The following is a 22,359-nucleotide window of genomic DNA, read 5'->3' on the forward strand; positions in this document are numbered from 1 at the left end:
GGCCTGGGGTTTTGCTGGAGCAGGTGGGCAAAAACGTCAAATGGTCATGGAATCGATTGCGTAAAACGTTTCCAGTGAATTCATCGCGTAAAAATCACCCCTGCTTATTCCTCCACGATCAGGCGGTGCTGCTGCAAAATGCGGTTCAGGCCACTGGCCCGCGCGTTGGGAATCAGGCACATCCAGCCCGACTCAAACCCACCCTGCTTTTGCAGCACATACAGGGTGTGCACCTCACCCACAGCGGCTTTGCGCAGAATGGCAGATTCCAGGGCAAAAGGATAACGGTAAGCCCCCAGGTGGGCATAAGCAGACAGATCGACTTCAAAAAAGCGGGCAGCCTGGTCCAGATTGGAGGTGCCAAAAGGCATCTCCTGGGGGCCATAAGCATAATACAAATCTGAAATCGAGCACAGCTGTTGTGCTGCCAGCGGAGAAACACTGAAAATGTGTCGGGTGGGCAGAGGAACCACAAAGCCCTCTCCATCCCCATAAAGTGGGGTGTTGAAATGGTGCATGGCTGGATTTTAAAGGACCAAGCTGAAGTGAAGAAGCATCAGGGATTCCCCTGATGTCCTGCATCTCCCTTCACCACCCGTATTTTTGCTTGATTTGCCGCCATTGCTTCTTCAAGAAAGCTTCCACAGGATGGGTCCAGGCCCCTCCCACGGTTCCGGCCCTCAAGGCAGAAATCAAATCCTCCGGGGTGTGCACCGGACGCAGGGGGGTTTCCACCCAGGCTTCCCCGATGTCCTGAATGGTGTGGGCATCAGAGCCTGCACACTGGGGCAGATTGCGTTCGTTGGCCCACACCACCGCAGCGGCATTGTAACGCCTTCTGGACAGCCGGGAATTGAAGGTTTCCACAATGTCAATGGAATCTGCAATGCGCATGGTGGCTTCAGGACGCAAACGGTAGCGTTTCAATGGATCGAAGCCATGCTGCAGCATCACCAGACCACCCTGGGCCTTGATTTCCTTTACGGTTTCTTCTGGCGTGAGGCCTGGAGGAATGCGCTCTTTTAAAAAAAGGGCGTTGAGTTCCCCTTCGCTGGTGGTGACCTCCTCTCCGGGAATCACCCAGAAATCCTGATCCAGACCTTCTTCCTTCACAATCTTCTGCAATTCCAGACCGCCCCACACCTGATCGTGGTCCGTGACGGCCAGCACCCGGATGTTGCCGGTCAGGCAGGCTCCGGGCATCAATTTCAGGGGCGTTTTGCAATCGTGGGAAGCCTCCGAATGGCAGTGCAGGTCAATGCGCATCACCGGCACCCCTTCCCGATAGACCGGATCGATGGTGGGACGAGGACGGCTGGAATTTGTGAAGGGGATGTTTGGTGGGGTGGGTTCAGAAGTGATCTTAGACATGGTGGTTCTCCTGTGCGGGCACCAGCAGGTTCAGGGCACCTTTCATCACCTCAATCACAATTTGCCCCTCGGCGTTGGGGACCATGCCTGTGGCCCCATGGGGCCGGATTTCCCCATCAATGTGGAAAGGCTGCCCGCTCCAGTGCAGTTCGATGAATTCACCCTTGTGGTGGGAAACACTGGCCAGATCGGTGAAATTCCCTCCCAGCAGTCCACCCAGGTAGGTGAACATGCTTTCCTGTTGCTCCTGATTGATGGTGACCACATCCAGAAAGCCATCTCCCGTATGGGCCAGAGGGGCAAGGCGCAAACGGGGTCCGGTGGCCTGGGTGTTCAGCACCTCGGTCATCAGGTAACTGCCAGAAAAGTCAGCGTGGTCCACGCAGAGCACGGTGGGCACAGGCTGGTAGCCACTCAGGGTGGTGCTCATGGCCTGCAGTGCCCGCACCGGACTCTTGCCGTTCTGGGGGTTGTAAGCGGCCAGCACATCGGCATAAAGGCCACATCCGCAGGCCTCCAGAAAAAAATCCTCGCCCCAGGGGGCACGCACCCGGCCCACATCGAAGGGCACTGTGGTCCCGCCAGCATAACGGGAAATCACCTCCAGGGGCTCTCCAATGATGCCCAGGGTGCGTCCAATGTTGTTGGCGGTCCCCATCGGCAACAAACCCAGATACAGGTCTTTGCCCAGCAGGTGCAAAGCTGTGGCCCTCACGGTGCCATCTCCGCCCGCCACAAAAACCGCTCCACGGGCATCTTGCAGGGCTTTTTCAAGGTCATCTTCGCAACTGGTGGCCTGATAGACGGGCTGGTATCCAATGCCAGACAGGGCATCGATCAGGGCTTCAGGGGTGATTCTGTTGCTGCCACCGGCATTCTGGTTGTAAATCAGGGTCGCTTCCATGTCTGAATCCTTGTCTGAATTGATTTGTGGAGTGTGATTTGTGGGGTGTGTTTGTGCATCAGGGATCGAAGCAAAAGATATTCAGGCCTGCTGGGAGGAATCCTGCAAAGGGATTCTGCGGTATGCGGCCTGAATCCAGGCGTACAGTCCATACAGCAACATGCCCAATGCAATCAGACTGTAGGCAATGACACCTCCTGGTGCCCGTTCAAAACTGCGAATGGCCTCTGACATGCCTCCTGCTTTCTCTGCATCGATGTACCATGCGGCTTTCAGGAACAACCAGCCCACCATGCCCACCACCAGTCCACGGGCCAGGATGCCGATCCGGCCCACCACCACCATGGCGGTTTGCTGGTGACGGTTCAGGTGCCAGCTTTCCATGTGCTTCATGAAAGAACCTTTGACGGCCACATAGATCTGGTTGAGTGCCAACGCCAGAAACACCAGTCCCAGCAATCCCACCATTTCACGGCCAGCAGGAAGCTCCAGAATGCGGGCAGTCCAGTGTTCCTCAGAGTTCTGGTCCCACACGTGGTCCTTGAGCAAAGACACCCGCACAGCAGCCCAGGACAGGGTCAAATAAGCTGCACCACTGAAGGCATAACCCATCCGTTTGAAAATGCCTTTTAATTTTTTCCCCTGTCCTTCGGGATCCAGAAAAGCCCTCAGGAATTGCCAGAGGCTGTATCCCAGCAAGCCGATGGCCAGAACCACCAGCATCACATCGCTGAAGGTGTTGCGCCCCAGGTATTCCAGCGCCCCCCGCTGGTCTGTTGGATTGCGCCCTTCCTGCAGCACCCCCCGGATGGCCAGAAAAGCGATGGTCAGGTACATGATCCCTTTGCAGAAGTAGCCAAATCGGGCAAATTTTTCCAGCCAGGGGGCAGCTTTTTGAACTTTGTCCCTGACGTGGGCTTTGGCCCGGCTGGAAATGGAGTCTGGCGGGGAAGATTGGGCAGTGTTTTGTGAATGGGAACCCATGGATTTTGGAGGCATGACTGTATGTTGATGCATGGGAAAAACAGCTTGATATGGAAAACTTAAAGTTTCATTTAGGGATGTGCTGCAAATCGGGGTTTTCTGACGAAAGATCAGCAAGCTGAATGTGGCTTGAAGAAAAGCTGTCTGGGAACTGATGAATTGATGGAGACATGCTCAGCGTTTCAGGGTTTTTTCAAAACTGTTTGCCTGCAGAGGTCTTTACAATGAAACCAATCTCTTATAGATCTGCACGCTCCAAGAATGCAACAACACCGCAGATGGACTTCAATCACCAGCCTGCAATGCATCCCAGAGCCAAGGAGGATACAGTGGAACGCATCACCGCAGTCTTTGAAACCCTGGAAACCGCTGAATGTGCCCTGGAAAAACTCAGAAGCGTGGGCATTTCAGGTGCCACCCTCACCACCGTCCAGAACAACAAGCTGATGAGCGTCCTGCAGCAGGACATGGACAGGGGTTCCTCGCGTGGCCTCCTGCTGGGTCTGCTGATGGGAACCATCGCTGGTCTGGTTCTGGCGTTGTGGGGTCCGGTGGGTCCCTTGCTGCTGGGAGGCATGATGGGAGTGGCAGTGACTGCCGTGCTGGGGACCATTTTCGGCGGCGTGCTGGGCAGTGTGGTGGGCACCGGATACGACTTGCGCCGCAAGGCCCATCAGGCTGCTGTGCAGGCCACCGCCGAACATGAAGGCAAATTCATGGTGGCTGTAGACGTGCAAATTCCCGAAGACCATTTGAAAGTGGAGGACCTGCTGAAAACCGTGGGAGGAGAAGTGGTGACCACTTTGCTTCCTGTGACTGCTCCAGTTCCTGTACAGGCTGCGCATTAAGTTCACAGCCGACACTCCACAACAGACACTCCACAGATCACAGATGATGACGATCGGGAACCTGAGAACCGGACAGATGACCTGTCCGGTTCTGGCTGCTGAGATTGTTTTTGCTGACGGCTGACGGCTGACTACTGATTGCCCTTCAGGGCAACAGGAAACGGTTGTAGAAGATGCTTCCCCAGGGAGACAGCCTGAGGGGCAAAACAGGTTGAGGCACATTCCCACTGATGTAACCCGCATCTTCGTACATGGTGTTGCCATCCGAGGTGTAACTGGTGAAAGCGATGGCTCCATCTCCCCCACGGTTCTGGACCCAGTTTTTCACGTACTGCATGAATCCATCTGCCCACACCAGGCTGTTCACAAAGGGGGTGCCGAATTCGCCTTCACCGTTGTCTGCGCCGACCTCATCCACCACCACAGGAAGGGTGCTGCTCAGGTTGGCCCAGTTGCGGTCTGCATCTGCAGCCTGATCTGTGGTCCAGGTTTCATGGTCGTTGCCGTAACGGTGGGCCCCATAAATCAGGCGGTTCAGCGGATCGCTGAGTTTGTAACTGGGATTGGTCACCCCGGTGAGGTCCCAGGAGTAACTGATGCTGTTGATCAGGATCGGATTGGTGAACCCGGCATTGCGGATGGCCAGAATGTACTGGTTCTGCTCTTTTTTCCAGTTGGCCCAGTTTTCGCATTTGGTTTCGCTGTAGGTGTTGCCTGCGCAGTTGGGCTCGTTCATGGGGGTCAACCAGACTTTGGGGTTGTTCTTGTAACGGGAAGCCAGCGAACCCACGAAGCTGACCCCGGCGGTGGTGTACTTGCGGTAGGAGTTGGTGACCAGGGCCACCATGCCCCTTGCGTTGGCAGCGTCCACCACGCGGTCCAGCATGGTCAGGTAAGACTGGTTTTTGTTCCAGGCTGCAGTCCTGGTGGCGATGGGCTCGGTCACAAAAATGCGCACCAGATTGACCCCGCGGGCTTTCAGATCGTCCAGCATGGCATCCAGGTACAGGTAATTGGCCCGGTCATAGCCGCCGTGGTCCTGCCCATTGAAAATAAACGTCTGGTAGGCCACACTGGCCCCTTTCACAATGAAAGGCTGACCAATGGGATCCAGAATGTTGGCTCCGCTGATGGTGTAACCCGCGGCCTGGGATTGAATGTTCTGGGATGCAGATTGATTGATGCTTTGATTGATGCTGGGGGCCAGCTCCGAATGAAATTCGGGGGTCTGTACGCTGCTGCAGGAAGCCAGCAGAACAGAGGAGAACAGTGCACTTGCCATCAACTTCTTCATGGCTGTCAGTGTGCCCGAACAAACTTAAAAAAACCTTAAAGTTGTCTGACAGCAAAAAATCCAGGAGGTCACTCTGGAAAGCGGTACCCCCGGCCCCGCACGTTCTCGATGTACCCCTCGCCCAGTTTTTTCCTGAGCATGCTGATGTACACGTCCACCAGGTTGGTTGAGGACTGAAATTCCCCATCCCACACCCGGTCCAGCAGTTCATCGCGGCTGAAGATCCTGCCCCGGTGGGAGGCCAGCAGTTCCAGCAACTGGTACTCCTTCTGGGTCAGGCGCACCTCCTGACCTTTTAAAGTGACTTTTTTGCTTTCCCACTGCAGCACAAGGTCCAGGTGTTCCAGATCGGTCATGCTGGCCGGTCTGGCCCGCCTGAAATGGGCACGCAGTCGGGCCAGCACTTCGGGCACCCGGAAGGGTTTGAGGATGTAATCGTCACCGCCTGCATCCAGACCTTTGACCGTGTCTTCCAGGCTGTCCAGACCTGTCAGGTACATCACCGGAGTCAAAACACCACGGTGGCGCAATTCCCGCACCAGTTGAAAGCCTGCCCGTTCTCCTTCTGGAAGGCCCACATCGCAGATGATGGCATCGAAGGTGTAGAGGTCCAGCAGACCCCAGGCTTCTGCCACCGAAGCGGCCAGTTCTGGCTGGTGGTCTGCGTGGGTCAATGCGTCGCCCAGGGCGGTGCGGATGTCTCTGTCGTCTTCCACAATCAAAATTTTCATGTTTTTTCCTTGATGGGGAGGCGCACGGTGGCCAGGGTGCCCCCTGCAGATCGGTTTTTCAGAGTGATGGTGCCGTGGTGGGCCTGCACCACTTCCTGCACCACGGCCAGCCCCAGACCTGACCCAGGGCTGAGCTGGGCTGCCCCTTTGCCCCGCGTGAAAGCCTGAAACAGATCCTGGTGGTTTTCGGGCAGACCAATTCCGCTGTCCTCGATGGTCAATTCGATGTTGCTGTCCTGCTGCTCCAGGCGCACCACCACTTCTCCACGCTGGGTGAATTTGATGCTGTTGGACATCAGGTTGGTGACCATCTGCCTCAGGGCGTGCGGGTCCCCGGACATCGAGAGGTTTTCTCCATCAAAGTCCAGCCAGAGCCCTTTGTCTGCTGCCAGGGGCATCAGTTCATCCACCACCGAGGCGGTGATCTCGGTGAGGTTGACCTGCAAATCCGTCTGGGAGGGGGGTTTCACCAGGGTCAGCAGGTTGCTGCTGAGTTCCCGCAAACGCAACGCGGTGGCATGCACCCGTTGCAGGGTCTGGTGGTGCTCCTCGATGCTTCTGGAGCGTCTGGCCTCCTGCTCAATGGAGACCAGCAGGGCCGTGATGGGGGTTCTCAGTTCGTGTGAGGCTGCAGCCAGAAAACGCCGCTCTCTTGCTCTGGCCTCCTGCACTTCTTTGACCCCTTCCTGCAAAGCGCGCGACAGCACCCCCACCTCGTCCTGTCTGGAGGCATACAGAAATTCCGGATTGTTTTCCAGGCTTCGGGCCTGCCCGGACAGTTCCACCAGGGGCCGGGTGATGCTGCGGGCCAGCAACCATGCCAGCAGACCGACCAGCAGGAAGATGATGCCCCCCACCAGCAGCGTGGTCTGCCTGAAACCGGCCATGTTCTGGCGGTCAATGCTGAGGGGCAGTGCCACCTGCACGATGTATTTCCATTCCCGTCTGGTGGCCACCCGGTAAGCTCCACACACGCACATCACATCGGATTCTTGCAGGTTGTCTGCCAGTTGCTGCAAACCTGCCGGGTCCAGCGGGGGCAGACTGGCTTTCATGCTTTTCCAGACCGGGGTTTTGCTGTATTTGCGGGTGTCCAGATCAATGTGGTAGACCATCGAACGGGCAGGCCCCAGTTCTTCACGCAGCCAGTCCTCGTCTCCAGGATCAGGAGACTCATCCCCATCAAACCACCACTGCATCACATCGGCCATGAAGGTGGCGAGCCGTGCAGCACGCTCCTGACTGTAAAGCTGCACGATGCGCTGGTAGAACACCCCGGTCAGCAGGGATTCCACCACAAAACCCGACAGCACCACCCCCAGACAGAGCAAAAGCAGTTTGTTGCGGATGGTCCACATGCAGCTTTTACCATGACGGGGACAGGGGGGGATTGTCAAATGGGGTTCACAAAAGGGTAACTTTTCTCCGGGCAGAGGTTTCACGAACATGAGACCATATCAATATGCCGATGCATTCTCCCAGACGTTCCCCCTGGCCCCGAATTCTGCTGGTCGTTTTTGCCCTTTTTCTGCTGATTCAGGTTGTCCCTTTTGGCCGTGCCCACACCAACCCACCTGTGCAGGCGACCCCCCAATGGGACCGACCTGTGACGGCACAACTTTTTGCACGGGCCTGTCAGGATTGCCACAGCAACCAGACCACCTGGCCCTGGTACTCCAACGTGGCTCCGGTGTCATGGCTGGTTCAGAGCCATGTGCAGGAAGGCCGCAGCAAGTTCAACATCAACGAACCGGGTTTTGGCCGGGAAGCCCATGAAGCTGCAGAAACCGTGGAAGAAGGAAAGATGCCAGACCGTTCTTACCTGCCCCTGCACCCCGAGGCCCGCCTGACCGACAGTGAAAAACAGCAATTGATCTCAGGATTGAAAGCCACTTTTGGAGAATCGGGAGAAGACAGGAAAAACAGGGATGGGGGAGAGGATTGAGGATCAGGCAAGGTTTGCAAGCCCAATCAACAGAAAGCCCTGCAACGTGCAGGGCTTTCTGTTTCTGGTTGTTTCTGTGAAGGATTTTACCCGGCCTTCAGGCCAGTGGGATTTTCAGGGGTTTCAGGGTTGTCGGCCTGGGCCTTTTTGCTGGTTCTGGCAGGTTTTTCGCTTTTGCCCGCTTCTTCGGAGGATTTTTCTGCAGCCTGGGCTTCCAGGGCTTTCTGGGCATCGTCGAAGTTCTTCTTGGCAAATTCAAAGATCTGGGTGCCCTCGGTTTTGGTGAGGGTGGTCAGCTCTTTGACTTCACGGCCCAGCACAGCAGTTGCAAGCTGGGACACATCCTGAACGCCAAATTTGGTGAGGGCGGTGGTGAGTCGCTGGGCGGCTTCTGCGCTGAGGGTTTTTTCCTGCAGTTGCGGAGCCTGGATGGTCATGGTGCCTTCGTCGTCCACCACCACTTCTGCGCCCATTTCTTCGGGGGTGTACAGACCATCGATGATGTCCGGGAACATCACGCGGGCACAGGCTGCAACAGCACGCCATTTGTACATCACCAGAGGCTGGCGTTTGTAGTTGTCCTTGCCGATCAGGCCCATGTTCTGGGCTTCTTTTTGCCCGAACCGTTCGGTGTGTTCCGTTCGGTCCTGGCGTTTCATGGTGCAGGTCACAAAATCTGCTCCGATTTCAAAGCGGATGTCTTCGAGCTTGCCGCTGCGGTTGATCAGGGACAGCATCAGCTGCGGGCTCACAGTGGGTTTGCCCTGGATCACATTGATCCCGTTGAGGGCCTGCAGGGGTTGCAATCCAAGCTCCTGCCCTTTGACCATGATCACGATGGCCTGTTCGGGGGTCTGGATGGAGGGGGGCAGCATGCGAGAGCGGATGAAGACTTCTGCCATCTGGCACATCACCTGAAAGCGCTGGGGGGAAAAAGCATCAATGGTGGCCAACTGTGTCATGCAGTTCTCCTTGAGGGTTCCCAGAAAGTGTTCTGGGGTGAATTGTAAGGTCTGGTGGGGAAACCTCAGTGGGGTCTCCTTGCGAAGTACAACCATTATATTATGTTTTTAGCAGAATTTCCAGTCCCCTGCCCTGTCTCTACCTTCAGTGCTGTTCCCGATCCAAACAGAGAATTCCCTCTCCTGCAGTACACCATTGCCCTGTGTAGTGGCAGGGCATTACACCATTTGGAAATCTGCCTTCCAGCAGGTATTGTGGTGCATCTTTCCCGAATTCTCTGGCCTGTCCTGAGTCAGCCCCTGAGCCCATCTCTGAACTTTTCCGGAGGCAGATGTGAAAACGTCCATTCCCGTTTCCCTGCAAGGCCGCGCATTGCTGCAAGACCCTTTTCTGAACAAAGGCACTGCTTTCACCCCCGAAGAGCGGGCACGCTTTCATCTGGAAGGCCGCCTGCCCCCCAGGGTGGAAACCCTGCACGAGCAGGTTCAGCGCATGTATGCCCAGTATCAGGAGAACCACAATCCGCTGGAAAAGCACCTGTTTCTGCGTTCCTTGCAGGAATACAACCGCACCCTGTATTACGCCCTCTTGCAAAACCACGTGGAGGAGATGTTGCCCATCGTGTACACCCCCACGGTGGGAGAGGCCATCCAGACCTACAGCACCAACTTCAGAGAGCCCAGAGGCCTGGTGGTCAACAGAGAGAATTACATCCGCCTGGACGAGATTCTGGAAGAATACGATGACACCGAACTGGTGGTCGCCACCGATGCAGAGGGCATCCTGGGCATCGGAGACCAGGGTTTTGGGGGCATCGGGATCAGCATTGGAAAGCTGACCCTTTACACGCTGGTGGCGGGCTTTGACCCGGCCCGCACCCTCCCAGTGGTCTTCGATGTGGGCACCGACAACCAGAGCCTCTTGCAGGACCCTTACTACCTGGGCATGCGAGAACCCCGTTTGCGGGGTGAAGCCTACTTTGAGATTCTGGATGCCTTCATTGAGGCGTTTCAGAAGCGTTTTCCCCATGCCATCCTGCAATGGGAGGACTTCAGCCGGGGCAATGCTTTCCGGGTGCTGGAGCGGTACCGCAACCGGCTTCCCAGCTTCAACGATGACATTCAGGGCACCGGGGCCACCGCTCTGGCAGGCCTGATTGCTGCCACCGATCAGGGCAAACACCTGAAAGACCAGAAATTTCTGGTGCTGGGCGCAGGTGCCGGAGGAATGGGCGTGACCGGGCAGATCTATCAGGGTTTGTTACAACTGGGCCTTTCTGCAGAGGAGGCCAGAAGCCGCATCTACCTGATGGGCCGCAATGGCTTGCTGCTGCAGGGGGATTCCAGGCTGGAGGACCACCAGGCTCCGTTTGCCCGCGCAGTGCAGGACATCCAGAATTGGACTTTTGCAGGCCAGATTCCCAGCATGCTGGAAACCATCCAGAACGCTGGAATCACTGCACTGCTGGGGCTTTCAGGTGCCGGAGGGGCTTTCACAGAAGAAGTGGTCCGGGCCGTGCATCAAAACACCTCCACCCCCCTGATTTTTGCGCTGTCCAATCCCACCCACCTGGCAGAGGTCACCCCAGAGCATGCCCTGGCCTGGACAGATGGAGCGGCCATTGTGGCGACCGGAAGCCCTTTTCCAGACGTGTACCATGCAGGCAGAATCTACGAAATTGGGCAGGGCAACAACACCTTCATTTTTCCAGGGGTGGGCTGGGGGGTGCAGGCTGCGGGGGCCAGCACCATCCCGGATGAACTGTTCACTGCTGCCGCCTTTGCCCTTGCTGAAACCGTGAGCACAGAACGCCTGCAAAAAGGCGCTGTGTTTCCCCGCATTGCTGATCTGTTCAGGGCCAATCAGCATGTGGCCCGCAAGGTGGCAGCAACAGCGGTGGCACTGGGGCTTTCCAGCCGTCCTGTTGCAGAGATGGAAGCTGCCTTGCAGGAGCCTGAGTGGGCTCCGGTTTACCGGACCTACCTGCCTGTGGATGACAGCTGATGGGGTTGGCAGAGGATCTGCTCCGGGTCTGTGGTCCTGAAAGACTTTGTTCTCAGCCCTGAAAAAGCTCTTTCAGTGAATCAAAACCAGAATTTCAATCAATGTCGCCCGGGTTTTTTACAGATGAACCGGGTGCAAAAAGATGCCTTTCTCTTAACAACTGGATTTCCAGAGGTCTCTGAAGCGCTTTCAGAAGAGACCACAAAACAGCTTGCTGCAAGCAAAAATGGGAAAACCATCGAGCAAATTCAAGGAGAGCAGAGCGGCCTTTGAAGGCAAAACCGTTCACCATTCTGATGAACAGTCATAAGTGTAACCCAAATGTAACATTAAATTGACTGTGCTGGAAGGTCTTTGTGACAAAAGCAGATGTATAATTTGTGTTAGCATGAACACTCCTAAATCTCCCCAAACACATCAGGCAGGTGCGGCACTGGTGATGACTCTTGGAGTCATGTTCATCATGGCCATTGTGCTGCTCATTTCTGCCCAGTACACCCTGAAGACCTCCAAAACGGTCACCGACCAGTCTGCCACCCTGGAAGCCCAGTACGTCAGCGAATCCGGTCTGGCCTGGGCAAAAGCCTACGTCAAGCAACTGGGCAACCGCCTGGACGGTCTGGGCACCACCAACAAGACCCTGACAGACTTCACCACCCTGGTGGCCAGTGTCTGCGGGGTGGGTCAGAACACCACTGTGACCAGCGGTTGCACCGTTCCCACCACGGAACCTGCCGCCAGTGCAGCCAAAACCGCCATTGCAGACTTCTTCCGCACCTGGGAAGGGGCACCCACCACAGACACCTACTGGGCCACGGTCTTCAAAGACCTGGACCACACCCTGTCTCTGGGCAATGGACAGACCTACAGCGTTTACAACACCTACAAAGTGGGCGGGGTCCTCACCAAGAGCCCTCTGTTTTCCATCACCCGCCTGGAATGGGACTACACCCCTGCAACACCTTCCACCATCTCCACCATGAACACCTTCCGTTTCTGCTATGACGTGGGGTATTACGTCTCCAAAGGCACCACCACCACCAAAGGCTCCCGTGTGGTGGGCCAGTACCCCAGACAGACCACCACCAGCACCTCCCCCACATGCCCCACAGCCACCTCTGCTGGTTCTTCTGCCGGAAGCTCTGGTGATCCCAGCAGAAACTCCCTGGACGTGGCCGTCACCAACACCACTTACACCCCCAGTACCACCACCCCTGCCATCACCACCAACATCACCAGCAGTTATCCTCTGGCTGGAGCAGTGGGCATTGAGAAGAAAGTGGACAACGGAACCTACGTTTCCTACGAAGTGTGCGGCCAGACCAGCAACGGCAACTCAGGGGCCTGCGGAAATGACCGGAACTACACCATCCGGTATGATTACGCCGGAGCCAACCAGTACCAGGTCACCTGTTCTCAAAACGATGTGACCACAACTTATGTCACCCTGACTTCCCCCAACCTTGTTCAGAGGTGCGCAGTCAAATCTCAGGGAAACCAGACAGATTACGTGTACTTCCTGCGCAATTCCAGCGGCAAAATCATCCTGATTCTGGGCCCCAAAAACTCAGGGAACAACACCCTGGCAGGCTGGCTGACCTCTCCCAACACCATGGCCCTCACCAGCAACTATGCAGGCCTGGTCTTTGGTGGAGATTGCAAAGGCGTGGGTCTTGCTGGCGTTCCCCAGGGCATCAGCATGTTTGCAGCACAATCTTCCGGTATCACCACCGGTCTGAACATCCCCAGCTCCTTCTGCACAGAAACGGCCCTCAATTCCAGCGCCACCGCTGCAATTGATACCACCGTCAACATTGTGGTTCCTCCCATTGTCACCACCGGACCCACCACCTACACCTACTACTTCGATCCGCTCACCAACAACATCAATGTGCTGTACACCGGCCGCTGGATCCAGCTCAACAACGGAGACCTTTGACATGCGGAATGCGCAGAAAATCCAGGGGATCTCCTTGCTGGAGATCCTGCTGGTGATGGTCCTGATCGGCATCCTGGTGGGTGTGGGCGTGATGAACCTGGTGAGGGAAAACAAGAAACGCTCTTTGCAGGATGATGTCTCGTCCATGACCTATTACTTTGACCTGGCCCGATCCACCAGTGTCAAAACCTCGGTGGACCAGACCCTCAGCCTGGCCAACAGCGGCAGCAATGTGGTGCTGACTTACGGCACCCGCACCATCACCTACCAGAACATGGCCCTCTGTGACAGCACCGGTGGCACATGTACCACCACCGGACAGGTCACCTTCAAGTCACCTTATGGAGAAATGTGCTGGAGCAGTGCCTGCACCACCAAAGACGTGCTGTTCAAATTCACCCGTCAGACCTGGTCTGCCAAATTGATTTTGCAAGGAGTGTTTGGCTATGCCTCGATCCGTGAAATCCAATAAACACCAGCATCAAAACCAGCAGGCAGGTGTCACCCTGATCGAAATCATGTTCGCCATTCTGATTGTCAGTCTGGTGCTGGGCACCATTGTGGTGCAGATGTCAAAGCTTTACACCTCCAACAAAAAGAACACCAGTGTGCTTTCGGTCAACACCCTGGCTGCCAATGAGATTGAGAGCCTCAAAGAATCCTGGACCAATGCCACAACTGCAACCACCAACTGGCAGAACGGAAGCTACACCCCCACCTCCACCAGTGTGACCTTCAGCTGTGCCACCTGGACCAGCCTGACCACGCCCCCCACCACTTTCGGCAGTTCCTGCGCCACTTCTTCCACAGCAACCAGCACCCTGAAACGCGTCAGACTGACCACCACCTACGGTGGCAAGACCCAGAACCTCTACCTGGACATCGCCATCCCATGATGCTCTGCCCTGAAATCTCCCTGAAAGGTGGTGCACAGTGAGAAAAAACAGACAACAGGCAGGCCTGACCCTGATGGAATTGATGGTTGCCATGGCGGTGCTCTCGGTGCTGTTTGTGGCCATTTACAACCTGTTCAGTTCTGGCCTCAAGAACTCCATGGAATCTTCCACTCGGGCAGACCTGGATGCGCAGACCCAGAAAGTGCAGCAACTGGTGCTCAGCCGCCTGAAAGAAGCAGACAAGTTTGTCAGTGCAAGCAGTGTGACCTTTTCGGACAGCCAGGCCCCTTCCTCTACAGCCTATTTGCCTGCCAGCACCCTGACCGCCAGCCAGATTGTGATTGTGCGGGTGCCCAGCAAGGCCACTTCAGCTTTGTGTGACCTGTACGCCTATTACATTGTTCCAGCCTCCAACCTGATGGCCACCACCCTGCCCCTGCAGAGAAGATTGAATGTGGCCAGCAGTGGAGCGTATGCCCTGATCCAGGGCAAGGCAGCCACCTCCTACACCTGCAGCAGTGGCAGTTATCCCAACATCACTTCCCTGAGTGTGCTGCACCCTTCGCTGGCCAACAGCAATGGATTCAGTGCCTCTGTTTACAGCATTGCTGGCATGAAACGCGGCATGACCCTGATCCTCAAGGGCTACCAGAAAGTGGGCTCCAAGACCATCAGCACCAACACCTACCAGACCAAAGTGCTGGCCCGCAATTGCGACGCAACCACAGGCTGCTGAATCCGGCAAAACCAACCCTCTAAATCACAAACCACAATCCCAGGCCATTCAGATGCCTGGGATTGTGGTTTGCATGTGGGTTGCCTGGAAAGTCAGAATCAAGTCAGCCTGGTTCTTAAAATGAAAGAGAACATGTTGATTTTCTCCTGGCTTGTGACCTCCCTGATGATGACTGCACCGCTTGAAGTGATTGTGTTTGACAGCAGTCTGCAACGGGTGGTGGGTTATGGCAAGCAGCAGGGAGCACAATTGACCCTGGAACTTCTGGAAGGCTTCAATGGTCCGGTGGTGACCATGTTTCTGCAGGAAAAAGTCACCAGTGTCCAGGGCGTTTTGAATGCCGGGCAGCTCACCCTGAGCACCCCCAATGGTCTTTTCACCCTGAACCAGTATTTCAACACCCTGGATTCTGACCTGAAATTGACGGTTCTCAGTACCCCCAAGCTCAGTGCCAACGTCAAAAATCCTGCTGCAGATCCCCAGAACAACAAGTCAAACAATTCTGGATCAAACAATTCTGGATCAAGCAATGCTGGAAGTGGCAACAATTCTGGATCAAGCAATTCTGGAAGCGGCAACAACTCTGGATCAAACAATTCTGGATCAAGCAATTCTGGAAGCGGCAACAATTCTGGAAACGGGAACTCCGGGAACTCCGGAAATGGCAAAGGCAAAAACAAATAAACCATGCGAAAATGGCAAATCCTCCTCATAGAAGACGATGCAGATTTGCAGGCTTTGCTGGGCAACCACTTGCAAAACTGGGGATACCATGTGCAAGTGTGCCGCACATTGCAAGAGACCTACCAGCAACTGGCAGACTGGGTTCCTGATCTGGTGTTGCTGGACCTGAATCTGCCCGATGGTGATGGTCTGGACCTGATTCCCTCCATTCAGGCGCTGGGCAACCTGCCGGTGCTGGTCATGACCGCCAGGGGTTCTGTTCCCGATCGGGTGCAGGGCCTCAATTCCGGCGCAGACGACTATCTGGTCAAGCCCTTTGCTCTGGATGAGTTTGATGCCCGCATCAAAGCCCTGCTCAGGAGGGTGCATCCTCAGGAGCAGACCCTTTATCTGGCGGGCACCACCCTGGACACCAGCAAATGCACCCTGAGCACAGCGGCCAAAAGTGTGCTGCTGACCGACCATGAGGTGCGCATCATGGAATACCTGATGCAAAACGCCTCCCGGGTGGTCAGCAGAGAGGTGCTGGAACAGCATGTGTATGGTTTTTACTCTCCTGCTTCCAACAGCTTTGAGGTGCGGGTTTCCCTGCTCAGGAAAAAACTCAAGCAGATTGAGAGCCATTTGCACATCCGTGCCCTCAGAAAAACCGGATATGCCCTTTTTGACGAGGCGACCCCCTGAGCATTTGTCCGAAACAGCAGGGGTTGTCCTGTGTGTTTTGGGTTCTGGAACAGGAGGGTTTACAACCCAAACCACCCGCTGTCTTGAATGATTTCCTGCCAGGGGGTGTAGGTGGCTTCCGTGATGGTTTTGCCGGTTTTGCTCAGGTAAGTCTGCACCATCCGGTAGCCCACCGCGTACCCTGCGAAGTCAGGGATGCCCAGTCTGGGGGTGCCCCAGCTTTCTGAAGCCCAGTCTCCAAAGATGTAACCCCTCACCTCGGTGAAATCGGACAGGTTGAGGGCGGCAGCAAAGCGGGGTTTGACGGCTTCCAGTTCTGCGGGTTGCAGGGTGGTGGCCCAGGGGCCCAGGTTTTCCTCGCCGCACAACTGGGCTGCAAAAGCTTCTGCCAGACCTTCTGCCACGATGTATTTGCCCAGGGTCATCTGTGGGAAGAGGGGTTCGTGCTGAAAGCGCACCTGGTGGTGAAATTCATGCACCGTGATGGCAGAGAGTCTGGGCAAGTTGTGCTCGGTGGGGTAGGCCATCAGCAAAATCCAGCCAGGAACGTTGCCCACGCCGGTGTAGAGGGGTGGGGTCATGCGTTCTGGATCTCCCAGCACAAACACAAAATGCAGGTCTTGCAACTGGATGCCGTGCTTTGCAGGTTCCAGCAGGTCTATGGCCTTCTCCAGGCGTTCCAGGCTTTTCTCTGTGGCCTGAAACTGCTGAAGTTGTTCCAGGGCTTGCAAACCGCGTTCAATGCCTTGCTCTGGGGTGTAGAACAGAAAACGCTGGGCTGCAATCCGGGCCAGATCCTGACTGGGGTCTGCCATGCCCATCCGCAGCATGGGGGTTTCCCAGCAGGGCCGGATGGGTTCCATCACCTCCTGCAGAAAAACAGGCATTTGCTGTGGCTCAGGGGCTTGCAGGGCTTTTTTCAGGCCGGACAATGAGGGTGCAACGTGAAGGTTGAGGGTGGGGGTGGTCATGGTGACTCCTTTCTGTTCTTACCCTAGAACCTCCTGCAACGGGAGATTCAAGATGCTTAAGCCATTTGTCTGAGGGTGCTTCAGAACAGGGTACCGCACAGAAGCACGGTAAAATCAGCCCATGGCCCGCAGCAAGAAATACAAAATTGGCGAACTGGCGCAGCTCAGCGGGGTGCCTGTCAAAACCGTGCGCTACTACTCCGATCTGGGGGTGCTGCCTCCCAGTGAAGTTTCTGAAACCGGACACCGCTGGTACACCGATCTGGACCATGCGCGACTGGAAGCGATCCGCAGCCTTCGGGAGGTGGGCGTGGGTCTGGAGACCATTGCGCAGGTGATGCAACATGAGGATTCCATTGCAGAGGCCCTGCGCCTGCAATTGCGCACCCTGGAACTGGAAATGAACCAGCTTCAACGCAGGAAAGTCATTTTGCAGGGTGCCCTGAAGCGCAACGATCACCTGGGTTACCTGCGGGGCGCCCGCACCCTGGCGGCCCTCAATGCCCGTGAACGGCAGGATTTTCTGAACCAGCAACTCGAGCAGATGCTGCAGGGGGTTCCTGCCGATCCAGCCTGGATTCAGAACGTCTGGAAAGGCCCACTTTTGCAGCTTCCTGAACACTTTTCGGACCAGCAATTCGAAAGCTGGCTGGAACTGGCAGAACTCATGCTGGATGAGAATTTCATTGCCAGATTTCAGAAGGTGGGCCAGGAATTCTGGGGAAGCTTCACCAATGCGGCCAGCCGTGAGCGCTACATGCAGGTCAGCCAGCAAGCAGATGGACTGATTCGGGAGACTTTGCAGCAAGGCGTTGTACCGGATTCTGCAGCAGGACAGCAGGTGATCCAGCAGGTGCTGGTGTTGCAGGCGGGCACAGAGGCCCCTGAGGTTTTGCAACAACTGGCCCAGGGTCAACTCCAGCAAATTGAGCGCCACACTGACGCGCGTGCTTTGCGGTTCTGGGAACTGGTGGAGGAATTGCATGGTCGACCAGCAAAGGGACCCTCTCGCAGCCAGCAAGTGATGGCGCTGCATGAGTGGCGGGTTCAGGCCCTTCTCACTTTTCTCGATGGGGTGGCCAGGAAGTCGCTGACTGTCGGACAGGGCGATGTTTAAGCGGGTGCCTATGAGGGGATTCTTGAGCCCCAGCGGTGTTCTTTCCAGCTGCAAAACCCAAATTAAGGTTCTTCATGGAAGCCTTTGATGAGATCAAATGGTGAAAAATCCATCAAATTTGTATGAACAGGGAGTAGAATACAGGAAGGTGTCTTACCTTACTGCACGCTTTGAACCATTGGTTTGCTGATTCCAAAGTGCCATGGTCGTCGTCTCAACTGTGCTTGCTCCATCTCTGATTTAAGGCATGCTTTTTCCCTGGAGTGCCATCTGGGCCTCTGGGTTTGCACATCGCCCTTTGTACTGGAAAGTCAGAAGGTGGAACATGAACGAGAACCATCATCCCACAGACGGAATCCCCCCGCATCCGGGAAAATACCTTGCGATGGAAGTGGAAAGCCGCCAGGGAAACCATCAGGATCTGGCAGCACAACTGGATTGCTCTGAAGAGCTGGTGCAGCAAATTCTGGCCGGAGAGCAGCCCATCACGCCGGCCATCGCTTACCGTCTTCAGCAATGCTGGGGCATTTCCATGACGCTGTTGCTGGACATCCAGCGCGATTACGATGCCTACCAGGGCATGGCAATGTTTTCTGAAAACCAGGCCTGAATAAAGCACTGTTTGACAGGCAGTGCTTTATTCAGGCCTGAAGATGATGGCCGTTTTAAATCCCTCTGAACCCCAGCTGAAATGAAAGCTGGGGTTTTGCAGGAGACCCGGAGGCAATTTGTCCCCGGCTTGCTGTGGGAAAATACCTACCAGGGGTCAGGGGTTTCCTTGAGTGAAATCTCTGTCTTGATTGAATACACTTCTCGGGTGTCTTGTGTCTTCCTGTCTTGTGCTGCAGAGTTCTTGATGATGCGAAACCCAAACTTCCACAATCCAAACTTTTACAGCCCAAGCTTTCACAGTCCAAATCCCACAGGAGGTCAACATGAAACAGCATCAGCCCTTGAACGTTCGCTGGGTCCCCGGTACATCCAACCGACTGATTGTCACCCATCAGGAATCTGAAAAAGAAGTGCCTTTGCAAAAATTTGAAGATGTTTGTGGAAGACAGGCCACTTTCCCCCTGTACTTGCAGGGAAAAACCACCCTGGATTTGCCACGCAAACAACTTGAACAACTGGGGATCTGATCGTCCCTGCAAAACACTGCAAAACAATGGAACATACTGCAACAGCAAAAAATACGCTCTGAAAGGGCGCATTTCGGGTTTCTGCTCCAAAATCCATGGTTGCATCTGTTGGTCAAAACCCATCAAAAACCTTCAAAAATCCTGAAAATTCCATGGATTCAAAAACCAGAATTCACCTTTCTGTGATCTGATCAACTGCTTGCCAGCATCTTCTTGCCAGCTTATTCCAGAACCCATTTTTTGGGTGATGTTTCTGAAGATGAAGCCGGTGCAGATGAAACAACTGCTCTTCTGGAAAGATGATCGATCAGCAGCAGGATGCCCAGAAATGCCGATCCAATGAACAAACCAATCGCAAGAGCTAAAGCAAACAACATAAAACCTCCTTGTCTCCACGCTGGTGAGGGCATGTTACCCCTTCAACCTGAAAAAGCCCTGAAGGTTTCGAGGGGTTTCTGATGGTCGGTGAAAAAGGACACTGAAAAGAATCTGAATCATTGCGGCATCCTGATCGTTTTCGGGGAATGGATAAAAACAGGGCGAGATCATGTTGATGTGAGAAGCCGGCATGAAGTGATCTGGGCTTGTTTTCATGGTCTCGCTGACTTTTGGAATCTGATTTCAAACCAGAATTCCAGAGGCGTTTTGATGAAATTCAACCTTGAAAACAGGAGGCACAATGCAAGGATTTCCTGGCAACCCCTGATGAAGCGCAACCAGAGATGAAAGCAGGAAACGACCTTCTGTTCTTCTGTCAAATGCTCTAGAATCAGAAAACAGACATTTGAAGCAAGGGCTGATGAGGTGAACGTTCAGCGAAGGAGCAGCATGACGGCACTCGAAACCGACATCATCGTGGTGGGCGCAGGTCTGGCCGGACTGGTGGCCGCTGTAGAAGCGGCCAGACTGGGCAAAAAAGTGCTGGTGCTGGATCAGGAACCGGAGAACAGTCTGGGAGGTCAGGCGTTCTGGTCTTTTGGTGGGCTGTTCTTTGTGAATTCTCCTGAGCAGCGCAGGATGGGCATTCGGGACTCCCATGAACTGGCCCTGCGGGACTGGATGACCACTGCAGGTTTTGACCGCGAAGAAGACCACTGGCCCAGACGCTGGGCACAAGCTTATGTGCAATTTGCTGCCACAGAAAAACATGGCTGGCTGAAAAAGCAAGGGCTGCGCATTTTCCCCATTGTGGGCTGGGCAGAGCGGGGAGGAGCCCTCTCGGGTGGACCGGGCAACAGTGTGCCCCGCTTTCATGTGACCTGGGGCACTGGGCCTGCCGTGGTGGAGGTTTTTGCCAGGCAGGTGCAGGAATTCGCCAGACAGGGCCGCATTGTCCTGAAATTCAGACACCGTGTGACAGATCTGGACATCCAGGCAGGGCAGGTGGTGGGAGCAACAGGGGAAATTCTGGAAGAGAGCAACGTTCAGCGTGGTGAAAGCAGCTCTCGGGTGTCCACAGGAGGCTTCTCGGCCCGTGCAGGGGCTGTAATCGTCACCAGCGGAGGTCTGGGAGGCAACCAGGACCTGGTGCGCCGCAACTGGCCCACTGAACGCCTGGGGCCTGCACCCGATTTCATGGTTTCAGGGGTGCCACAGCATGTGGATGGCCTCATGCAGCAGGTGGTGGCCAGCAGCGGAGGTCGCCTGATTCACCCGGATCGCATGTGGCATTACACTGAGGGGTTGCGCAACCACAGCCCCATCTGGCCGGGGCATGGCATCCGGGTGCTGCCTGGACCTTCTTCCCTGTGGCTGGACCCTCACGGGAACCGCCTGCCTGTTCCCCTCTTTCCGGGCTTTGACACGCTGGGGACCCTGGAGCACATCACCCGCAACCGCTTTCCCTACACCTGGTTTGTGCTCACCGAGAAGATCATCGCCAGAGAGTTTGCCCTTTCAGGTTCTGAGCAGAACCCGGATTTGACCAGCAAAAGCATCCAGCAGACGCTGGGGCGCATCCTTCCTGGTGTGATTGCACCGGTGCGGCGTTTCATGGAGCAGGGAGCTGATTTTGTGGTGCGCAACTCCCTGCCTGAACTTGTGGCAGGCATGAACCAGCTGGTGGGCAACGACTGGCTGGATCTGCAACACCTGCAGCAGGTGATCGAGGACCGGGACCGGCAATTGCAAAATCCTTTTGGCAAGGACGCCCAGATCACCTACATCCGGCAAACCCGGGCTTACCTGGGAGATCGGCTGTCCAGGGTGGCCAGACCCCACGCCCTCCTCGACCCGAAAGCTGGCCCCCTGATTGCGGTGCGCATGAACATCTTGACCCGCAAAACGCTGGGAGGGCTGGAAACCAATTTGCAGGGTCAGGTGATACAGCAGAACGGCCAGCCTTTCCCTGGCCTGTATGCTGCAGGAGAGGTGGCAGGCTTCGGTGGGGGAGGCATGCATGGTTACCGTGCACTGGAAGGCACTTTTCTGGGAGGTTGCATTTTCTCTGGAAGGGTGGCAGGTCGGGCTGCAGCAGAGCAAGTGGGCTCCTGAACTGCAAACATCTGGTGAACCCCACACGTCCGTAGGGGTTCACCAGGTTGAGGTGCTCATTTGATGTCTGCGGGTTCAAAAACCTTGAAGCCCAGCCTCTGGTACAGGCGCTGGGCAGGTGTGTTGCCGTCCGTGACCAGCAAGCTGAGCTGGTTGTACCCATCGTGGTACAGGTCGTGCATGGAGGCTTTCAGCAGCATGGCCGCCAGCCCCTGGCCTTTGTGCTCCGGGTGGGTCATGCTGAAAGCCAGCAGGGGAGAGCGAAAGGGTTTCCAGAAGGTGACCAGGGTGGCACTGATGGGCACATCTTCCTCGGTCAGCACGTAAGAAGCCTGGGGCAAAAATTCCCCGTATTCACCTGCAATGGTTTTTTCAATTTGTTCCAGGGCGTCCCGGAGGGTGCTTCCAGGTTGAAAATCGGTGGTGCCCTGGTAAGCGGCAAACATCAGGTCAGCCAGGGCCCTGGTGTCTTCTGGGATGAAGTGTCGCATCTGGGGATGGACAGGAGAAGGCGATGACTGCAACCGGACCTTCATCGGAATGCGAACCAAATTCAACCTCGCTTCTGGTGCTGTTTCTTCTATGCTTCATTTGACCTTGAAACGCGGTGGGTGTCAAGGGTCAATGGCAGGGGCCATGAGATGTCAAAAGGACGG

25 protein-coding genes are annotated in these 22,359 nt (G+C 55.6%); 14 read left to right on the forward strand and 11 right to left on the reverse strand.

Annotation, left to right across the window (positions count from 1 at the left end):
* Positions 1-104: 104 nt before the first annotated feature.
* From IEY52_RS06190 to IEY52_RS06205, 4 genes are all read right to left on the reverse strand, one after another.
* On the reverse strand, positions 105-518 hold the full coding sequence (locus tag IEY52_RS06190; protein WP_189001440.1) for a hypothetical protein: 414 nt from the start codon (positions 516-518) through the stop codon (positions 105-107).
* Between the two features lie 70 nt (positions 519-588).
* Complete coding sequence (locus tag IEY52_RS06195) at positions 589-1,371, reverse strand: PHP-associated domain-containing protein (protein ID WP_308424992.1); 783 nt, start codon at positions 1,369-1,371, stop codon at positions 589-591.
* On the reverse strand, positions 1,364-2,275 hold the full coding sequence (locus tag IEY52_RS06200; protein WP_189001442.1) for a diacylglycerol/lipid kinase family protein: 912 nt from the start codon (positions 2,273-2,275) through the stop codon (positions 1,364-1,366). The genes IEY52_RS06195 and IEY52_RS06200 overlap by 8 nt, the downstream gene beginning before the upstream one ends.
* Positions 2,276-2,356: 81 nt before the next feature.
* On the reverse strand, positions 2,357-3,274 hold the full coding sequence (locus tag IEY52_RS06205; protein ID WP_189001444.1) for a DUF1206 domain-containing protein: 918 nt from the start codon (positions 3,272-3,274) through the stop codon (positions 2,357-2,359).
* 314 nt (positions 3,275-3,588) lie between these two features.
* Between IEY52_RS06205 and IEY52_RS06210 the strand changes: the two genes are divergently transcribed.
* On the forward strand, positions 3,589-4,107 hold the full coding sequence (locus IEY52_RS06210; protein ID WP_189001445.1) for a hypothetical protein: 519 nt from the start codon (positions 3,589-3,591) through the stop codon (positions 4,105-4,107).
* 145 nt (positions 4,108-4,252) lie between these two features.
* On the opposite strand, the gene IEY52_RS06215 is transcribed toward IEY52_RS06210, so the two are convergent.
* From IEY52_RS06215 to IEY52_RS06225, 3 genes are all read right to left on the reverse strand, one after another.
* On the reverse strand, positions 4,253-5,401 hold the full coding sequence (locus IEY52_RS06215) for a cellulase family glycosylhydrolase (RefSeq protein WP_189001446.1): 1,149 nt from the start codon (positions 5,399-5,401) through the stop codon (positions 4,253-4,255).
* Positions 5,402-5,469: 68 nt separating this feature from the next.
* A complete protein-coding gene (locus IEY52_RS06220) occupies positions 5,470-6,132 on the reverse strand; it encodes a response regulator transcription factor (protein WP_189001447.1) in 663 nt (220 codons plus the stop codon).
* Entirely contained in the window at positions 6,129-7,490 is a 1,362-nt protein-coding gene (locus tag IEY52_RS06225) for a sensor histidine kinase (protein WP_189001448.1), read from the reverse strand. The genes IEY52_RS06220 and IEY52_RS06225 overlap by 4 nt, the downstream gene beginning before the upstream one ends.
* 110 nt (positions 7,491-7,600) lie before the next feature.
* Here IEY52_RS06225 and IEY52_RS06230 point away from each other — a divergent pair, with 110 nt between their 5' ends.
* Positions 7,601-8,077, forward strand: coding sequence for a heme-binding domain-containing protein (locus tag IEY52_RS06230; protein ID WP_189001449.1), 477 nt, complete (start codon positions 7,601-7,603; stop codon positions 8,075-8,077).
* Between the two features lie 86 nt (positions 8,078-8,163).
* Here the strand turns inward: IEY52_RS06230 and IEY52_RS06235 are convergent, their stop codons facing one another.
* Entirely contained in the window at positions 8,164-9,039 is an 876-nt protein-coding gene (locus tag IEY52_RS06235) for a recombinase family protein (RefSeq protein ID WP_189001450.1), read from the reverse strand.
* 334 nt (positions 9,040-9,373) lie between these two features.
* On the opposite strand from IEY52_RS06235, the gene IEY52_RS06240 reads away from it, so the two are divergent.
* The 8 genes from IEY52_RS06240 to IEY52_RS06275 all read left to right on the forward strand — a co-directional run bounded on the left by IEY52_RS06240 (position 9,374) and on the right by IEY52_RS06275 (position 15,983).
* On the forward strand, positions 9,374-11,044 hold the full coding sequence (locus tag IEY52_RS06240) for an NAD-dependent malic enzyme (RefSeq protein WP_189001451.1): 1,671 nt from the start codon (positions 9,374-9,376) through the stop codon (positions 11,042-11,044).
* A gap of 30 nt (positions 11,045-11,074) precedes the next feature.
* On the forward strand, positions 11,075-11,317 hold the full coding sequence (locus tag IEY52_RS06245) for a hypothetical protein (RefSeq protein WP_189001453.1): 243 nt from the start codon (positions 11,075-11,077) through the stop codon (positions 11,315-11,317).
* 181 nt (positions 11,318-11,498) lie between these two features.
* A complete protein-coding gene (locus IEY52_RS06250) occupies positions 11,499-12,983 on the forward strand; it encodes a hypothetical protein (protein WP_189001455.1) in 1,485 nt (494 codons plus the stop codon).
* A gap of 1 nt (position 12,984) precedes the next feature.
* Positions 12,985-13,455: a hypothetical protein gene (locus tag IEY52_RS06255; protein ID WP_189001458.1), complete on the forward strand. Its 471-nt coding sequence runs from the start codon at positions 12,985-12,987 to the stop codon at positions 13,453-13,455.
* Positions 13,442-13,879 carry a type II secretion system protein gene (locus IEY52_RS06260; protein ID WP_189001461.1) on the forward strand — a complete coding sequence of 146 codons (438 nt, stop codon included), beginning with the start codon at positions 13,442-13,444 and terminating at the stop codon, positions 13,877-13,879. Before IEY52_RS06255 ends, IEY52_RS06260 begins: the two co-directional genes overlap by 14 nt.
* A gap of 37 nt (positions 13,880-13,916) precedes the next feature.
* The gene (locus IEY52_RS06265) at positions 13,917-14,615 is read left to right on the forward strand and encodes a PulJ/GspJ family protein (protein WP_189001463.1); all 699 of its coding nucleotides are present in this window, start codon (positions 13,917-13,919) and stop codon (positions 14,613-14,615) included.
* 132 nt (positions 14,616-14,747) lie between these two features.
* Positions 14,748-15,299 (forward strand): hypothetical protein, encoded by a 552-nt coding sequence (locus IEY52_RS06270; protein ID WP_189001465.1) that lies wholly within the window; start codon positions 14,748-14,750, stop codon positions 15,297-15,299.
* Positions 15,300-15,302: 3 nt separating this feature from the next.
* Positions 15,303-15,983 carry a response regulator transcription factor gene (locus IEY52_RS06275; RefSeq protein ID WP_189001467.1) on the forward strand — a complete coding sequence of 227 codons (681 nt, stop codon included), beginning with the start codon at positions 15,303-15,305 and terminating at the stop codon, positions 15,981-15,983.
* A 59-nt stretch (positions 15,984-16,042) separates the two neighbouring features.
* On the opposite strand, the gene IEY52_RS06280 is transcribed toward IEY52_RS06275, so the two are convergent.
* On the reverse strand, positions 16,043-16,954 hold the full coding sequence (locus IEY52_RS06280; protein ID WP_189001469.1) for a DUF2268 domain-containing putative Zn-dependent protease: 912 nt from the start codon (positions 16,952-16,954) through the stop codon (positions 16,043-16,045).
* Between the two features lie 121 nt (positions 16,955-17,075).
* Between IEY52_RS06280 and IEY52_RS06285 the strand changes: the two genes are divergently transcribed.
* The 3 genes from IEY52_RS06285 to IEY52_RS06295 all read left to right on the forward strand — a co-directional run bounded on the left by IEY52_RS06285 (position 17,076) and on the right by IEY52_RS06295 (position 19,210).
* Positions 17,076-18,071: a MerR family transcriptional regulator gene (locus IEY52_RS06285; protein WP_189001471.1), complete on the forward strand. Its 996-nt coding sequence runs from the start codon at positions 17,076-17,078 to the stop codon at positions 18,069-18,071.
* Positions 18,072-18,396: 325 nt separating this feature from the next.
* Positions 18,397-18,681, forward strand: a complete 285-nt coding sequence (locus tag IEY52_RS06290) for a helix-turn-helix transcriptional regulator (protein WP_189001474.1) — start codon at positions 18,397-18,399, stop codon at positions 18,679-18,681.
* A gap of 325 nt (positions 18,682-19,006) precedes the next feature.
* Positions 19,007-19,210: a hypothetical protein gene (locus tag IEY52_RS06295; protein WP_189001476.1), complete on the forward strand. Its 204-nt coding sequence runs from the start codon at positions 19,007-19,009 to the stop codon at positions 19,208-19,210.
* 221 nt (positions 19,211-19,431) lie between these two features.
* On the opposite strand, the gene IEY52_RS06300 is transcribed toward IEY52_RS06295, so the two are convergent.
* Complete coding sequence (locus IEY52_RS06300; RefSeq protein WP_189001478.1) at positions 19,432-19,587, reverse strand: hypothetical protein; 156 nt, start codon at positions 19,585-19,587, stop codon at positions 19,432-19,434.
* 451 nt (positions 19,588-20,038) lie between these two features.
* Here IEY52_RS06300 and IEY52_RS06305 point away from each other — a divergent pair, with 451 nt between their 5' ends.
* Entirely contained in the window at positions 20,039-21,703 is a 1,665-nt protein-coding gene (locus IEY52_RS06305; protein WP_189001480.1) for an FAD-binding dehydrogenase, read from the forward strand.
* 56 nt (positions 21,704-21,759) lie between these two features.
* On the opposite strand, the gene IEY52_RS06310 is transcribed toward IEY52_RS06305, so the two are convergent.
* Positions 21,760-22,194, reverse strand: a complete 435-nt coding sequence (locus IEY52_RS06310; RefSeq protein WP_189001483.1) for a GNAT family N-acetyltransferase — start codon at positions 22,192-22,194, stop codon at positions 21,760-21,762.
* Positions 22,195-22,359: the final 165 nt, after the last annotated feature.

The organism is Deinococcus roseus (assembly GCF_014646895.1).
Classification (GTDB): domain Bacteria; phylum Deinococcota; class Deinococci; order Deinococcales; family Deinococcaceae; genus Deinococcus_C; species Deinococcus_C roseus.

Excerpts from the sequence above, each read along its gene's own strand:
- IEY52_RS06270 (WP_189001465.1), top strand. The coding sequence starts at position 14,748 with ATGTTGATTTTCTCCTGGCTTGTGACCTCCCTGATGATGACTGCACCG.
- IEY52_RS06190 (WP_189001440.1), bottom strand. The coding sequence starts at position 518 with ATGCACCATTTCAACACCCCACTTTATGGGGATGGAGAGGGCTTTGTG.
- IEY52_RS06225 (WP_189001448.1), bottom strand. The coding sequence starts at position 7,490 with ATGTGGACCATCCGCAACAAACTGCTTTTGCTCTGTCTGGGGGTGGTG.
- IEY52_RS06285 (WP_189001471.1), top strand. The coding sequence starts at position 17,076 with ATGGCCCGCAGCAAGAAATACAAAATTGGCGAACTGGCGCAGCTCAGC.
- IEY52_RS06310 (WP_189001483.1), bottom strand. The coding sequence starts at position 22,194 with ATGCGACACTTCATCCCAGAAGACACCAGGGCCCTGGCTGACCTGATG.
- IEY52_RS06295 (WP_189001476.1), top strand. The coding sequence starts at position 19,007 with ATGAAACAGCATCAGCCCTTGAACGTTCGCTGGGTCCCCGGTACATCC.
- IEY52_RS06215 (WP_189001446.1), bottom strand. The coding sequence starts at position 5,401 with ATGAAGAAGTTGATGGCAAGTGCACTGTTCTCCTCTGTTCTGCTGGCT.
- IEY52_RS06280 (WP_189001469.1), bottom strand. The coding sequence starts at position 16,954 with ATGACCACCCCCACCCTCAACCTTCACGTTGCACCCTCATTGTCCGGC.
- IEY52_RS06305 (WP_189001480.1), top strand. The coding sequence starts at position 20,039 with ATGACGGCACTCGAAACCGACATCATCGTGGTGGGCGCAGGTCTGGCC.
- IEY52_RS06300 (WP_189001478.1), bottom strand. The coding sequence starts at position 19,587 with ATGTTGTTTGCTTTAGCTCTTGCGATTGGTTTGTTCATTGGATCGGCA.
- IEY52_RS06200 (WP_189001442.1), bottom strand. The coding sequence starts at position 2,275 with ATGGAAGCGACCCTGATTTACAACCAGAATGCCGGTGGCAGCAACAGA.
- IEY52_RS06230 (WP_189001449.1), top strand. The coding sequence starts at position 7,601 with ATGCATTCTCCCAGACGTTCCCCCTGGCCCCGAATTCTGCTGGTCGTT.
- IEY52_RS06205 (WP_189001444.1), bottom strand. The coding sequence starts at position 3,274 with ATGCCTCCAAAATCCATGGGTTCCCATTCACAAAACACTGCCCAATCT.
- IEY52_RS06290 (WP_189001474.1), top strand. The coding sequence starts at position 18,397 with ATGAACGAGAACCATCATCCCACAGACGGAATCCCCCCGCATCCGGGA.
- IEY52_RS06235 (WP_189001450.1), bottom strand. The coding sequence starts at position 9,039 with ATGACACAGTTGGCCACCATTGATGCTTTTTCCCCCCAGCGCTTTCAG.
- IEY52_RS06220 (WP_189001447.1), bottom strand. The coding sequence starts at position 6,132 with ATGAAAATTTTGATTGTGGAAGACGACAGAGACATCCGCACCGCCCTG.
- IEY52_RS06255 (WP_189001458.1), top strand. The coding sequence starts at position 12,985 with ATGCGGAATGCGCAGAAAATCCAGGGGATCTCCTTGCTGGAGATCCTG.
- IEY52_RS06250 (WP_189001455.1), top strand. The coding sequence starts at position 11,499 with ATGTTCATCATGGCCATTGTGCTGCTCATTTCTGCCCAGTACACCCTG.
- IEY52_RS06195 (WP_308424992.1), bottom strand. The coding sequence starts at position 1,371 with ATGTCTAAGATCACTTCTGAACCCACCCCACCAAACATCCCCTTCACA.
- IEY52_RS06275 (WP_189001467.1), top strand. The coding sequence starts at position 15,303 with ATGCGAAAATGGCAAATCCTCCTCATAGAAGACGATGCAGATTTGCAG.